Source organism: Limibacter armeniacum (genome assembly GCF_036880985.1).
GTDB lineage: Bacteria > Bacteroidota > Bacteroidia > Cytophagales > Flammeovirgaceae > Limibacter > Limibacter armeniacum.
This window is the reverse complement of the sequence record NZ_JBAJNO010000002.1, coordinates 142,003-157,392: the sequence shown is the minus strand read 5'-3', so window position 1 is coordinate 157,392 and position 15,390 is coordinate 142,003. Positions and strand designations below refer to the sequence as shown.

Annotated in this window: 12 protein-coding genes; 3 read left to right on the top strand and 9 right to left on the bottom strand. The window is 39.4% G+C overall.

The annotated features are described in order from the left end of the window. Positions 1-11: 11 nt before the first annotated feature. Together V6R21_RS01785 and V6R21_RS01780 are read left to right on the top strand one after the other, a co-directional pair. Positions 12-638, top strand: coding sequence for a GNAT family N-acetyltransferase (locus V6R21_RS01785; RefSeq protein WP_334240322.1), 627 nt, complete (start codon positions 12-14; stop codon positions 636-638). A 20-nt stretch (positions 639-658) separates the two neighbouring features. Further along, positions 659-2,443: an IucA/IucC family protein gene (locus V6R21_RS01780; RefSeq protein WP_334240321.1), complete on the top strand. Its 1,785-nt coding sequence runs from the start codon at positions 659-661 to the stop codon at positions 2,441-2,443. Positions 2,444-2,527: 84 nt separating this feature from the next. Here the strand turns inward: V6R21_RS01780 and V6R21_RS01775 are convergent, their stop codons facing one another. Next, positions 2,528-2,968: a hypothetical protein gene (locus V6R21_RS01775; RefSeq protein ID WP_334240318.1), complete on the bottom strand. Its 441-nt coding sequence runs from the start codon at positions 2,966-2,968 to the stop codon at positions 2,528-2,530. 441 nt (positions 2,969-3,409) lie between these two features. Here V6R21_RS01775 and V6R21_RS01770 point away from each other — a divergent pair, with 441 nt between their 5' ends. Continuing rightward, a complete protein-coding gene (locus tag V6R21_RS01770; protein WP_334240316.1) occupies positions 3,410-3,820 on the top strand; it encodes a hypothetical protein in 411 nt (136 codons plus the stop codon). Here V6R21_RS01770 and ccsA read toward each other — a convergent pair. The 8 genes from ccsA to V6R21_RS01730 all read right to left on the bottom strand — a co-directional run bounded on the left by ccsA (position 3,817) and on the right by V6R21_RS01730 (position 15,219). Then, positions 3,817-6,927, bottom strand: a complete 3,111-nt coding sequence (ccsA, locus tag V6R21_RS01765) for a cytochrome c biogenesis protein (RefSeq protein WP_334240314.1) — start codon at positions 6,925-6,927, stop codon at positions 3,817-3,819. The two genes, V6R21_RS01770 and ccsA, sit on opposite strands and share 4 nt — an antisense overlap. Positions 6,928-7,003: 76 nt before the next feature. Further along, positions 7,004-8,509, bottom strand: a complete 1,506-nt coding sequence (gene nrfA, locus V6R21_RS01760) for an ammonia-forming cytochrome c nitrite reductase (RefSeq protein WP_334240312.1) — start codon at positions 8,507-8,509, stop codon at positions 7,004-7,006. Then, positions 8,506-9,114: a cytochrome c nitrite reductase small subunit gene (gene nrfH / locus V6R21_RS01755; protein WP_334240310.1), complete on the bottom strand. Its 609-nt coding sequence runs from the start codon at positions 9,112-9,114 to the stop codon at positions 8,506-8,508. The genes nrfA and nrfH overlap by 4 nt, the downstream gene beginning before the upstream one ends. Positions 9,115-9,423: 309 nt before the next feature. Next, a complete protein-coding gene (locus tag V6R21_RS01750) occupies positions 9,424-9,690 on the bottom strand; it encodes a hypothetical protein (protein ID WP_334240308.1) in 267 nt (88 codons plus the stop codon). A gap of 17 nt (positions 9,691-9,707) precedes the next feature. Beyond that, on the bottom strand, positions 9,708-10,565 hold the full coding sequence (locus tag V6R21_RS01745) for a hypothetical protein (protein ID WP_334240306.1): 858 nt from the start codon (positions 10,563-10,565) through the stop codon (positions 9,708-9,710). Positions 10,566-10,578: 13 nt separating this feature from the next. Next, positions 10,579-11,952 (bottom strand): hypothetical protein, encoded by a 1,374-nt coding sequence (locus V6R21_RS01740; protein WP_334240304.1) that lies wholly within the window; start codon positions 11,950-11,952, stop codon positions 10,579-10,581. Between the two features lie 102 nt (positions 11,953-12,054). Next, entirely contained in the window at positions 12,055-12,720 is a 666-nt protein-coding gene (locus tag V6R21_RS01735; RefSeq protein WP_334240302.1) for a DUF1266 domain-containing protein, read from the bottom strand. Between the two features lie 12 nt (positions 12,721-12,732). Beyond that, positions 12,733-15,219, bottom strand: a complete 2,487-nt coding sequence (locus V6R21_RS01730; RefSeq protein ID WP_334240300.1) for a tetratricopeptide repeat protein — start codon at positions 15,217-15,219, stop codon at positions 12,733-12,735. Positions 15,220-15,390: the final 171 nt, after the last annotated feature.

The window sequence follows — 15,390 nt, the reverse complement described above, 5'->3', positions numbered from 1 at the left end:
TTTTTAATGCAATGAATAACATCAAGTCTCTCCCGTTGGACAAAGCTGAATGGAAAACCTCACTGGAAAGCTATCAGAATGAAGTGCCCCATTTGGGGAAATTTACCTTACGACCATTTGATCTGGCTCAAGATATTGCGTGGCTACACGAATGGGTCAATTTACCATATGCAGTTTATTGGCAGTTGCAGCAGACCTCTGTAACGGAAGTGTATAATACCTATCGGGAAATAGATTCATCACCTCATGTATGTGTTTGTGTTGGTGAGCTGAATGGACTGACCAAGTTTTTGGTAGAGTTTTACCATGCTTCAGAAGATAGAGTGGCTGCACATTTTGACGCAAAGGAAGGAGACTATGGCTTCCATATTTTGATAGGTCCTCCAGATCAGCCACAGCCTCAGTTTACGTGGCACGTTTTCAGGACAATTATGGATTTCCTTTTCGCAAATCCTGAAGTGGATAGATTGGTGGTTGAGCCTGACATCAACAATGACAAGATCCATAAACTGAATAAAAGAGCAGGTTTTCAATACGATAAGAAAATTACCTTTCCTGAAAAGACGGCTTACTTAGCCTTTTGTACAAGACAGGACTATAGGATCGCCTGTCAGCACAGTGGCACAACAAATCAGTAATTTAAAGACAGACACCATTTATGAGTTTACATACAAATAACCATCTTGACCCTAAAACTTGGAACAAGGTGAATCGGCTTTATATCAAAAAAGCCATCAGTGAGTTTTCGCATGAGCTATTGATCAAACCAGTATTGGTTGAGAGGAAAGATAGTTGGGGCGTTTATGAGCTTAAGTCAGATGACAAAGAAGTCACTTATCAGTTCAATGCGCAGAAGTTGCACTTTGACCATTGGTATATCGATCCAGATTCTATCCGTAAAGGGACTGGAGGTACTTTATCATTGATTGCGTTTATCATGGAGTTTAAGGAGTCGCTTCAGATACCTGAGCCAATGCTTCCAACTTATCTGGAAGAGATCAGCTGTACATTGTATGGAGCGGCATATAAGTATGGGGGAGAATGGCTGACTTCAGCAGAATTGGCAAATGCGACTTTTCAGCAAATTGAAGGTGCAATGATTGAAGGACACCCTTGTTTTATTGCAAACAATGGGCGTATAGGTTTTAGCGTTAGCGATTATCATCAATATTCTCCTGAAGCTTCCCAAGGGTTTAAAATACTATGGTTGGCAGGGCATAAAGACAATGCTATATTTACCTCAATCAATACCCTTTCTTATGAGCAGCTGGTAGAGCAGGAGCTAGGAAAGAAGCAACTTAAGCTTTTCGAAGGACAGTTGCTCGAAAGAGGGCTAAACCCTTCTGATTACTACTTTTTTCCAATGAATCCTTGGCAATGGGAGAATAAGCTCTCTTATGTGTTTGCGACTGATATTGCGACGAACCAATTGGTACTTTTAGGGGAGGGGGAAGACACCTACCAGCCTCAACAGTCCATCAGAACACTTTTCAATAAGTCAAACCCTGAAAAGTATTATGTGAAAACTGCTTTGTCTATTCAGAATATGGGATTTATGAGGGGACTTTCTCCATATTATATGCAAAGTACTCCAGAAATCACCATGTGGATTTCAGACTTGCTCAAAGAAGATCAATACTTGAGATCTTGTGGGTTTAGCATGCTAGGTGAAATAGCCACAATGGGGTATATAAACCGGAATTTTGAACCAATGGGCAGAACCAATATATACAATAAGATGCTGTCTGTATTATGGAGAGAAAGCCCTTTGGGTTATTTGAAAGCTAATCAGAAGCCGATGACAATGGCTGCTTTGCTCCATGTTGATCCTGATGGAAATGCGCTTCTGCCGCATTTAATCCAAACATCGGGTAAGGACGAAGCTACGTGGATAAGAAGCTACCTATCCAGTTATCTGGCGCCATTACTCCACTGCTTTTATGCATATGATCTTGTATTTATGCCACACGGTGAAAACATTATCCTGATTTTGGAAGATAATCTTCCTGTTGGAATGTTTATGAAAGATATTACGGAGGAAGTAGTAACCTTCAGGCCCAATGAAAATTACCCTGATAAAGTCCAAAGACTGGTAGTTGAGGCAGAAGATGAGGTCAAGGTACTGTCGATAGCTACAGATGTATTTGATTGTTTCTTTAGGTTTTTGGGACAGGTTATCGTAGCACATTGTGAAATGACAGAGAGGACCTTTTGGGAGCTTGTAGCTGACTGTATTGTCACCTATCAGCAATTGCATCCTGAATTTGAAGAAAAATACAAAAGCTGTGACTTGTTTGCAGATTCATTTATACGCTCTTGCCTTAACCGTCTACAGTTGAATAATCATAAGCAGATGGTTGATTTGTCTAACCCTGTAAATGGTTTACAGTTTATTGGACGTATAGATAATCCGTTAGCTACTTTACATAGCGTAAATGCGTAACATTTAGTTCTAATAGGGAATAGAAAGCCCGCTTGAAGAAGTTCATCTTTTTTCAAGCGGGTATGTTGTGTGAAAAGTATTTTTCTATTTGTCTATCACCTCACACTCAAAGTCAAAATCAGCTGTCCAAGTTACCTTATTGGTATTAAAGCCATTATAGATTTGATAGGCAGGGCAGTCGAATGCTTTTAAGAATAAAATTAGCCAATCCATACCACCATAAGGATACCCAAATGCTGTAAAATCTAATCTCCCTCTATTTTTTTCAATAGTATCCAATGCATCAAATTCCGCATCAAGGTTACATTGTAAGTATTCAACAAGCTGTTCAAATGTTATATGATTGTATATAACAGTCTTGTCATTTAAAGGAAAATAGGCTTTAGCGTAATCAGGTATCAACTTGTTCCAAAAAGACATGGATTCCTGAGTTTCATGACGTTTTAAATCTGCAATAACTGTATAAATATATTGGAAATCAGTGAATTTACTTTGGTCAAGTATGTCGAATTCTATATAGAGCATTTCTTAATTTTTTTATCAGTACAGGCGTTCATTGAACATTATCAATAGCTGATTTTACTACTAAAACCAGCTCCATTTTTTTAGGATATCATCAGAAGGTTAGCCAATGGCTACCACTTCCTTTAGCTGACTTTTGGACAAATATCACTATTCTTCATATGATTCGTGATAAAATACTTTTCTCTTGGATAATTATTTAGGATTGAGTGAGAAGGGTTATTTATTATGAGTCTACGTAAAAATCATTAATACATATGTTTATGTTTTTGATTAATTAAAGTGGCATTTTATATTTTGTTTCAAAATAACCCTATTCTTAACCCAAGAATCGAATTTATATTAAAGAAGGGATGGCATGGATAAAAAAAACAAGGACAGGAATGTAAAAGTCGTCATTCCTTAGCGGTCAATTGTCAAAGACTATAATTAACCAAACTTACTATGCAATCAACGAATACTAACTTTTTAACCCATCATTACTGTAATCGAAAACACTTGATGATTTCGGAGGTAATAGCATTTCCTCAAAAAAAAGAGGAGGTTTTAGATGAAGATCTTAATACACAGGAATTTATCTTAAGACACGATCCCAGTACTTGGATTGTAGATATTTCAGCAGAAGGATTGATATTTCCAGTGGATATTATGGGTAGAATGAAAGCTTGGCTACCAATGTTAAAGTTTACCAAACTTAAAAAAATTGCTTTTATCACAGGTGGGCATATTGTTGCTCGAGACTTTGTGATTAGCATACTTCTGGAGTTTGGCAATTATGAGAGTCGCCCCGCTATATCTTTCAAACCTTTTGAATATAAAGTCAAGGCAGAAGAATGGCTTATGGCAAAGCATTAATCCTTCTGTAGGTTTTTCCTTGTATGACGGAAATAAGCAGCCAAGGCGACAATTGTAACAATCCCGATGGACCACCACACAAAAGAAGGGATGGGCAGAGGATCACCGGCTGCATAGGAGTGAAGTCCTGACAAGTAATAGTTAACTCCGAATGAAGTCATAACTATGGAGGAAAATGCGACTACGCTAGCAAGGTTAAAGGCATATAAGTTCCTTAGTGAAGGAATCAGTCTCATATGCAGTACAACAGCGTATACCATAATGGAAATCAGTGCCCATGTTTCCTTAGGGTCCCATCCCCAGTACCTGCCCCATGACTCGTTGGCCCAAATACCTCCTAAAAAGGTGCCTATTGCCAACATATATAGTCCAATGGTCATAGACAGTTCATTGATCAAGGTAAGTTCAATGATACTTTTCTTGAATTGATCATTTTTAACGGTCATAAAGATTAGGCAGAGGAAACCTAACAATGCAGAAAGTGCCAGTGGTGCATAACTGCTGACGATGATGGCTACATGGATCTTGAGCCAATAGGACTTCAGTACAGGAACCAGTGAAGTGATCTCTGGGTTGAGCCAATCAAGGAAAGCGACAAAAAGCAAAGTGCCGCTAAACAGGGAGACTACTGGTGTGATAAAATCACTTCTTCTCTGAAACAAAAAACCGAACAATAACAAAGCCCAAGATACGAGTATTAGCATTTCGTATCCGTTGCTCCATGGGGGGTAGCCACCTGCATACCAGCGTAACCCCATATTGAAGGTTTGTGCCATAAAGCCAAGCCATACTACGAATAATGCTGTTCGGAAAGTCCATTTCAACCACTTGCTTAGGTAAAACCTTTTGAGGATAGCTAATACGAGTAACAACAAGCCAAAAAGCCAGTAGAGTGGAAATAGGCTGTTATAAATGTTGAGTTTGTTGTAGAGCAGCTCGGCCTTAATCCTGTCCTGTTCGGGGATCAGTCTTTCTCCCATTACTTCCTGAAAAGTTTTGAGATAGGCAAGCTTGTTATCAGCTAGACTCCAGTCACCGGTTTGTTGGGCTTCAGTAATATCCTGATAGTAGGCAGGAAGAATATTTTGTACGAATACAGCATCCTCTTGCTTGAATCCTGCATTGATGAACCCTGAATTGAACCAAGTGTCTGATGGATCATTTGGCTGAGGGAAAATCTTCAGGTAATTACCCGAAAGCGCCTGATAGAAAATGTTGAACCGTTCATCTACCTTGATGACTTCGTTGTCCTGCTCTGACCGCTCAGCTGGTTTTTTCTGTTGAGCCTGTTCCACTTGTGAAATCAGCAGGTAGTTACCTTGCTTGTCTATTAAGTCAGTAAAGGCAAGTCGTGGTTTTGGATCTATATTTAAGGCTTTGAATACGGGATTGCCTTTTTCCTGATCGACCTTAATTATTTCTATAGATTCCCATAAGGCAGGGTTTTGGTTGATGGACAGAAATACTTGATCTGCATTTAGCTCCTGACCTGAAGAAGGAAGTGTGAAGTAAGTTTTTCGGGTCAGTTTTCTAAGTAATTCAGAAGCCAATGTGTTGATTGGTTTAATCCTGCCATCCATATCCTGTACCAATAGTTTTCCGAATGCTTCTGCATGATTGCGGTCAATCAACAGCCTTTTTTCAGGAGTATCAGCTCCTTTCAGTAGCAAAGGACATAAAAGAGGAATAATAATGATGGTGGCATATTTCATCCGTTTCAGTTGACGGCTCACTTCTGCAAAGCGGGAACCTCGCCCAAAGAAACTTAGTAGCATTCCGATCATCATCAGGAAATAACCTACATAAGTGACACGGGTACCCCAATAATCCTGATTGACGGAAAGTACTGTACCTAGCTCATCAAGGTCATAAGAAGCCTGAAAGAAACGGTAACCCTGATGATCCAGTACATTGTTCATGGAAATGGTAACAGGAAAATCACCTTCCACAGGGTCTTTTACTATTAGTTCACTACTGTAGGAAGAGGGGCTTACAGAACCTGGATACCTTTTTAGCTGGAAGTCAGAGAGGTGAAGAGAAAATGGTAATAGTTCGAGTTTTGGTCCGTAGGATATTTGTACAAGTGTATTGCCTATTCTTAATTGCTGCGGAGTGCTGACAACGCCATCTACAGCTGGTAAGATAACCTTTCGGGTTGTCGTATTGTCACTGATGGTCAGGAATAGGAGGTCTGCAGCATCTTTCTTTAGTTCTTTATCTTCCGTGGACTGGTAACCTAATTTTTTCCCTATGTATACATCTTTTACCACAAAGCTGAGGTCAGCAGAACGGTACAATGCTCTTAATTGCAAGGTGTCAGCCTGAGCCTTGAATAACCTGCCTTGCTGTTGTGTAGCCATGACCATGTATTCAAAAGCTTCTGGTGAGTGGATGAGGTAAGTACCATTTTTATTGCGCAGGTTGATCGCATTCTCCTTGAAATGGTTTAAAGTAAAGGCATGCCCGTTGATAAATACACTGCCTCCATTCTCAAGGAAAAAGCTTTTTCTGGTTCCATCCGTAACTGCTACAATTTCTACTACCTCGTCTTGCTGATCTCCTTCTACGACTCCCTGAACAGCATCAGGTACATATCGGTCAAGATGAATTGTCAATGGTGCTTGATCTTCTCCAAATTTTAAGGTTTCATCAAGTGGTTGGTCCTGAAATAAGTGAAGGAAATACTCTAATGATTTCGAATAAGTAGGGGATTGGATATTAACAGCAAGTACCCTGTCTTGAGCAATCATTATGTTAGAGTTTTGACCTTCCCTGATGCGGATCAAACCTTCCTCTCCAAAATAGCGGGTAATGCCTGCGCCAAGAATCATGATGATAAAAGCCAAGTGGAACATCAGAATGCTGAGTTTGGCTTTACGGTATAGTTTGTACCTGAATATATTGGCAACGAAGTTGATCCCCAAAATACCCATCAGCAGTTCGAACCACCATGCGTTATATATATTATTACGGGCATAGGGAGTTCCAAAATCATTTTCAAGAAAAGTGGCGTAAGCCATAGCCAAAGCAAAAGCCAGTAGCGCAACAAGTGTCAGTTTGTTGGATACAATCAGGTTCCAAAGTTTGTTCTTAGGCTCATTTCTCATTGAAAGTACAGGTCTAAAAATGGTAAAAAAATGATTCCTCCACTGATTGCTTATTTCAGTGGAGGAACAGTTTACATTACTTCATCGAAACTTTGTCAACACCCATTTGATCTTCTCTTTTCTTGGCTTCTTCTAGCCATTTTGGGATTATGTTTTCTTTGAAAGTTTCCTTTTCAGCTTCCAGCTTTTTCATGTCCAAACCAACATACCGTTGTGCCTTTTCCTTGGTCTCGATATCAGGGAATGGAACTTCACCTTTAAAGCCCAACTCTGACAGTAACCTAGCTAGTTTTATGCGGGCTTCCTGAGCAATGGCGGTTGCTGTTGAAACAATACGGCTCACTTCGACAGGGGAGTGGAATGAGCCACCATGAGAGGCAACAGAGTAATCCCAACGCCATTGGGCATGTCTGATGTCTTGCAGGATGGGTTTCATTTGGGCTTCTGTAGCACCCAGTTCCCAAGCTTTTCCCGCTTCTACATGTGCCCTTACCAGTAATTTCTCCAATGCTATTTGGGTTTTCTTGATCTTTTTCTGTCTCTGGTAGACATCTTCAATCAATGCTTCTTTTTCTTGTCTGTGACACACCTGACAAGAGTTGGCTACATTGTCCAATGGAGAGCGAATATGGTGGTCTGTAAATTTCTGTCCTCCTTCAGCCTTGTATGGCATGTGGCAGTCTGCACAGGAAACACCTCTTGCAGCATGTACGCCTGTCATGAAAAGTTCATAACCAGGGTGCTGTGCTTTGAGCATTGGTGTTTTGCTGATGGAATGCGTCCAGTCAGAGAAGTTCATACTGTCATAATATGCTTCCATTGCTTCAACCGAAGTGCCATCTTTCCAAGGGAATGTCAGGTATTGGGCGCCTTTTTTGTCAGGCATATTCTTGTTGAAATAGTACTCCACGTGGCATTGGGCACAAACCAGTGTACGCATCTCCTGATGGGTGGCTTTGTTTATATCTTTACCCATAGACTGAAATGCTTCGATAAGGGCAGGGCGAGAAATCTGTAGAGACATGGTTTTAGGGTTATGACAGTCCGCACAACCGATCGGGTTGACAATTTCAGCCCCTATATCTGCCCATTTACCAGTATAGAATTCCTTGATGCCAATTTCATTCATCAGTCTTGGTACATCAGGACTTTTACAAGTCCAGCAAGTACTAGGCATAGGACCTGTACCCGGACCAGTCGGTCCACCTGTACGCAAAGTATTGTAGATATCCTGAACAGCATAGCCATGTCCCCTTGGTTGGTTATAATCTTTGGAAAAACCATATCCAGCCCACAAAACAACGAGATTAGGGTCCTCTTCGAGAGCGTCCCGCATCTTGGAACCATTCATAAAACTAACGAAAGAGGTGTCTCTTGTCCGCATAAATGACTGGTATTGTCTTGGGAAGTTTTCACCCCAAATTTCATTTCGAGGCTCATGCTCATTGATACTTACTTGTGGCTGGTAAGCGAACTGGCTTTCAGCTTTTCTGTTGATGATGCTGTTGGCAAGAATACTTAGCAGCAGTACGATTACGACTGTTGCCGCAAACAGCAACCAGTTTTTCATTCGACTACTCATGGTGTTGACTTTTTGGATTCAGTGGCTTTTTCCAGCCATTCAGGTACGAAAAGTTCTTGCTGTTCCTTGATGGGAAGTGGCTCTACATGGTATCCAACTGCGGAAAGGCTTTTAACCCTACCGTGAGGAGTTTCCCGGTGACATTCCCAGCAGGTTCTGTCCAGACGGTCGTGCATATGTGAGCTGACCCATGAAGCACTTTTAGCATCGGTTACTTGCGCTTTATGACACCGAATGCAATTACTTTGTACTACTTCCTGTCCTGCTTCGTGCATAATGATGGCTTGAGGTTCTGCACGCAATGTGTAAATGGTTGCATGATACAATCCATCTTTAGCCTTGAATGCATACTTTTTCAGGAAACTGTCATGAGGTACATGGCAGTCGTTACAGTGAGCTACCTCCCGATGTGAGCTATGTTGCCATGTGATATACTCCGTGGTCATTACGTGGCAATTGATACATGCCTTTGGATCATCGGAGAGGTAGGAAGTCACATTTGCAGCTTTGACCATGTAAAGTCCCAATGCTACAATGGCTCCCATCAGTACAGCTACAACAGGTTGCCACTCTTTTGGAGGAAGTATTTTATGTAAAAAGGACATAAGCCATCTTGATCAGGATGAACCTTATTTCAGTGTTATTTATCTAATATAAATCACTGATTATCTGTAAAAAATGATTAAGGTTAGCTTTGTGAAGTGAACTGTGAAATGAAATATTTTAAAGGGCAATGTGAGGTCTTGTATTTGAATATGACTACACCAATGAAATAGCTGGAGCGTTCGGGGTATTTAAAGTGCAATCAAGACAGCTAAACAGGTATACCAATTATTGTCAAGTTTATGTCCTCATTTAATAATGGTATACCTGTGATTTACCGTAAATATTTCCCTTTTAGGGAGCAGAGCTTGCTAGAGTTTTGTTATGACTAAATTGCCTGTCACCTCTATCAGTTTCCCTGTTTCTTTTTCCTTGAAAAAATAACCATCAGAGGTTTCTTCACTCAATACTTTTCCACTGCTAATCCAAGTGCGACCAACTGTACCATCACAGTTAATCAATTCTACTTTAAACTCATCACCAAGGCCTCCAATCTTGGCGCGCTCTGCATCCGTGCAGGCAATTGATCCAAATAGCAAAGCAGCTATTGCTAAAAATTTAAAACGGTTCTTGTTCATCATGAAATCTATTTATACTAAAACCAGCTTTTAAGCATGTTTATGTAATTAAAAACTTGTAAAACAACTAATAACAAAGTCAGAATGGTAATGCCGTACGATAGCCAATTTAGCTTTGTATCACCTTGAGGTTTTAGGATATAAAATAGGTAATACAGGAAACCACCTAGCATTGGAATGAAATATAAAAGTGACTGACCCTCTCCAAAGAATTGGGCAAAAGTAAGTCCTTGACCAAAAATCTTGACCACTACCCAGTGAAGCACAAAGCATAATAATTGGAAGATCAAGCCACCTATAAGAGGGGTAAGCCATTCTCCGTCTCCTTTAGCTTTTCCATTCTTTATTTCAACCATAAAAAGCATACACTGAAAAGGCAAAAACATATGTCCTAAAAAGCCCCACCAAAAGTATTTTGTATTGACTAAAGGTGTCTTGATTTGGGATGAAAAATGAAATATATCAGAGATGTTGACTACAAAAAGAGCCATCGAAGTAATGGCAAGCATAGGGAAGAAGATAAAGCCCATAATATTGCCTTCCATCCCTTTGAAATAGGTTCTTGTTGTAACTATTGTAACACCCCATGATAAACAGCTAAGCCAATAATATTTGGGTAAATAGATTTGCCATATATCAAAGTCTGGTGCTAAAAAATGGCCTGCCATATAGGATATAGCCAATACCATTGATGTAAAGACAAACAGGTAAATCAAGTAAGGCTTCTTCTTCAGTTGGGCTGTATTGACGCCTGTATGTTCAAAGAATGAATCCTTGTTACTTGAGAAACACAACAAAAATAAAATTAACCCATAGGGGCTAAGCATGATATTAAAACAAGCGGTAGCTATCTGTAAATATTTTTCTATTTGCATTGATTTCTAATAGTTATGAAAACCAAGTCTCAAACATCTGATTGTAATTGTAGGCTTGTAAAAAAGTCAGCATAACAGTCAGAAGTGTTACACCATAAACCAACCAGCCTAACCATGTTTTGCGACCTGTTTCGTTTTTAGCTTTTACAAAAAACAGGAGGTAATATAGAAAACCTCCCAACATGGGAATGTAGTATATTAGTGATTGCCCTTTCCCAAAGAATTGCGTGAATGTAAGTCCCTTTCCTAATAATGTTACCATGAGCCAATTCAGTACAAAAAGACATAATTGATACAGGCATCCATATACCAAAGGCACATGCCAGTCTTGTTTCTCTTTTCCTTCTCTTATCAGGAAAGTGAAGAGCAAAGCCTGAACAGGCATAAATAGATGACCCGCAAAACCAATCCAGAAAAAATCAGGACTCAGTGGTGCATTGAAGTATGTAAGCGAAATTGAAAAAGCATCTGCAAGTTTTACAGATATTAATGTCACTATACAAAGCCCTAGCAGAGGCAAGAAAAAGCGACCTATATTTTGACCTTCTATACCGGACGAATATAAATATAAGGTAAAGACAACCACACCTATATTGATATAATTAAGCCAACTATGTTGGTATTGGTATACTGCCCATAAATTAAAATCAGTATATAAATGGTTTCCTAGTACATAGGTGATTACCAAAATGGAAGCAGTCAAAATAATGCTAAAAATAGCGAAATACTTCTTATTAAGCTGAACAGTATTGTTGTCAGTTTGAGTAAAGAATTGCTTTCGTTCCCCCGAAAAATTCGAACCTTGGTGAGTTTGTACAATCCGGTCAAGGGCAGCACCATCTGGTGTATATTCAAACTTTACATCCCAGACGTGGTCTGCTGAAGTCATGGTATAGCCGAGCAATACACGGTCTTCAGATTGGTACTTTTTGTTGACAATACCATATTCTGTTATTTCAATATAATGTTGGGGTACATTTTCGGCTAGATTCAAATATGCCAGTTTGCATGGTTTGACCATCGTCGGGCTAAAGAAAACAGTGGCGCTTTTAATGTAATTGTCATGGTACTCAAACACAGTATCATAATAGGTAGACTCTCCCATGTGCCAGCGACGGAATTGGGTATTTCGTTGTGCTAGATTTACCCAATGTGTATACAAGTCATCCGTTTGAGGGTTAAAGTCTTCTTCAGAAAAAATCAGGAGCGACTGCTCTGGGTCTAAATAATCATTGTTATGTTCCGAAAAGAATGGTTCAATCTCATAGAGGGCATGTTTGGCTTGTATTTCAGTCAATCCCTCTTGAGATAATACAGCAGTTTTCATGTCATTGAAATTCTGGACTAACTGCTCAAATTCATGTGCTATATTTTCTTTTTCCCACATAGCGTAAATATGTTTTTCAGTATAAGTAATAGCTGTTAAGGTTATCCATTCCAAGATAGGAATGGATAGGTAAGTTGGTGGTTGTGAGATCAGTATTTTAGTTTAAAAATCGATATCCCAAGGCACATTTTTCCAAGGAGAATCTTTATGGGTGATTAATAGTTGGTAATGCTTGATATAACGGCGAATGGCTTCAAGAGCGTAGGAGCCTCTCTTCCAATATTGGGCACCTACCATATAAGACAAGCCAAAACTTGCCCAAGAATCGAAGCTTTCCTTGATACGTTGCCCATTGTCTTCTAGTAAGACCCAAGCTTCCTCTTCACTGATGCACTTTAAGAAGGCAGACATTCGGATTAACCAGGCACAACGTCCGTAATGCCAAGCTATATCGCTGCTTTTTAAGGCGTAACGGTAGTTTTGTACCATATCCATTACATGTCGGTATTCACCAATATCTTCCGATTGAGCTGCTTTTCTTAACTCAACATCACTTAACATCGACCAACCGTTTTGATCTTGTCCAAAGGTCACCTTTTCATGTAGGTACTTGATCGTATCACTTAGATCTGCCAGGTTTTTGATTTCCCAGTCACGACTCAAAACATGTTGTATATTTTCCACCAGTTCGGGGTGTGTATAATCTCCCTTAGGGTTTAAAGTATCGTGTCTTTGGTTGTTGAGTTGTGAAAGCATGGCAGATGTTGCCAACAGCCATAGTTGTTTTTCACTCAGTTGATCTGGGTTTTCGTATTTGAATTGAATCATTTTTTTCAGGTTTTAAGAGTTGCTGCGAAGTGTCATTCCTGCCATTGTAACTAAATTGGGAGACTCGCCTGGGAATAGCTCTCCCATAGCAAGGCAACGTTCAAAGTAAGGTTTTGCAGTTTCCCAATCACCTAGTTCCTTATAGGTGTTGCCAGTCCAAAAAGCCATAAAAATATCGTCAGGGTCAGAAGACAAGTAATGTGAAAAATAGTGCAGGCCAGCTTTGATCATCACTTTATGTTCTTTGCCCATCATTGCTTTATACATCAGCTGTACATATACGTGTCGCCATTCGGCAGGGTCAGCATCAGACTTTTGCATAAGTACCCTTAGTTTTCGGCTTAACTCACTGTCTTCTTCCTGCTGCTCATTTATATGGTTCAGCATTTGAATGATTTCCTCTATCTGTTCTTTGTCAACAGGCTCTTGCTGTAGGTACTCCAAATGAGTGTTTAGAAAGTCTTTTGCCTCTTCGAAACGAAAAAGAGACCCCAGCAGACGAGCCTTTAAACTTGCTGCTTCTATAGGAATAGAAATATTGTCCTGCTGCCATAAGCTGATGGTATGATTGACAGTCTCGAGTCCATTTTCATGCATGGCAACATATTCGCAAAGCATGGCTGTGTGTAAGTAAGCCCATCTACCTTCGTTGGACTCGTCAAAATCTTCATCTTTGCCCAAAGACTCAAAGAGTGAAATAGCATTTTCTATTTCATGTTCAAAAGCTTTACGACCTTCTTCATCTAGTTGAGATAAGTATTTACTAAGAGAGGCTACAAATACATATTGGTCATGTGGTGAGGGCTGTGGCCGTACGAGTTGTACCATCCATTTAAAGCATTCATAGGCTTTGTCATAAACACCCATATTGTAATAGCTTTTGCCCATACAGTAATAGCCTGAACGATCATATTTTCTTTCATACTGAAAGACCCTACTGGCAGCAATAGCCTTGTCATATTCTTCCATATGAAGAGCACTTCTGGCCATTCCTTGGAAGGTATATATATGTTGTGGATTCAGTTGGCTAGCACGGTCATAAAAATCATAAGCTTCTTCGTAATTCCCTTGTGCATAGTAGAGTCCAGCTGCTGCATAAACAGTCGGGAATTCATTAGGATAAGCTTCTAAAAAACTCAATATCAAGTCTTTTACACCTAATATATCATCGAAATTAGGATAGCAATCCATTAGCTTATTAAACAGGAAAAGCTTTACGTTTTTGTCCTGCGTAATATGTAATGCATTTGTTAGGGAAATATCCAGACCTTTGTCCTGCTGATCGTCTTGTAAATCGGCATACATTTTTAGGGCTTCGATATCAGGGTCTTTTTCCAATTCTTCTGGAACTTCAATTAGGTCATGAATATATAGTTCCAATTGCAGCAACATCCGCTTTATATAATTTCCCTTTAAATCTAGGTGGTGATCTACTAAAATCGGTTGACTTAAAACGCCGTCCAATGCAAGGGTTGAAAAGCTGACATATTCTAAATTGATAGGGTAAATCTCAACAAGTCGTTTGAAAATAGCATAAGCATTTTCATATTGTTTTAAGTTCAAATAACACCTGCCTAGTAAAAAAAGCAGCTTATCCTGTTGAGGGTGTTTTTTGAGTAATGTGATTAAAACTGTCTTTGACTCCTGTGTAGGTCGGGTTTCTAATCTGAAAGCTCCTTGTAAATACAACAAATGGTCGTCATTTGGAAAATATGCTAAAGCATTGTCCATAAATTGTGGAAATATTTCTTTAGCTCTTTCATTGCCTTCTAACATTGACGCTTTGTAGAAAACCTGTATGATTCGCTGCCATACAACCAAGGGTCTATTTTCAGCAGGTATGCTGGACAGAACTTGTAAAGCTTGTTGGTTTTGTCCATTTCTCAACAATCCACTCGAATGTAAAATAGTAGCCAAATACGCATCAAACTGTTCTGAAACATACCTTTCGACTGGTATGGTCTCAATTAACAAATCCTGCTCAAAGTTGCCTTTGTTGAGAATGCTCTTTACAAAAGCATAACTTTTTTCTGTATTCTTTTCCAACTCATTCCATTCTGATGTTTCAAATAGGGAATCAAAAGGGAAGCTATGGTTTAAAAGTTGAAAAGTATCAGACGTTAGGTAGCAGTGATCCAGCAGAAACTCGATAATGTGTATACAAAAAACCTGAAGCCCTGTATTGGTATTTTCTTTTAGTGACTTAACTGCTGCTTGCCATACACAGAGGTCAAATCGAGTATCCAGACAATCATAAATTTCTGTAAATCTGGCGATAAGCTGTTGAGGTGTCTGTATAAGGGCATCATTGGGCGTTGGCGCTTTTGGCTTTACCACTGTTGACTCCAATGTAAGTTCTTTAATTGTTAAGCGGTATTGATCCAAAAGGCTCAAAAACTCATGGATATGATTGTCAGGTTCAACCGTTTGTATTTCTTGCTTCAAGCTTTGAAGCACAGCTGTTTTATCCTTTTCTATTGCGGTGTTTTCTGTACTCAAGATTGTGTGTGTTTTTGGATTGAATAAATGTATCTGAGGAAATACGATGTATTAAGACTGACCATTGATTTGATCAGTGTCTTGTACTTGGTTTTACAAGTCAATTAGCGTTTTCATGATATTTAATTGTTGGTGTGAAGTATATCTATTAAAAAAATGGGGTTAGTTTTT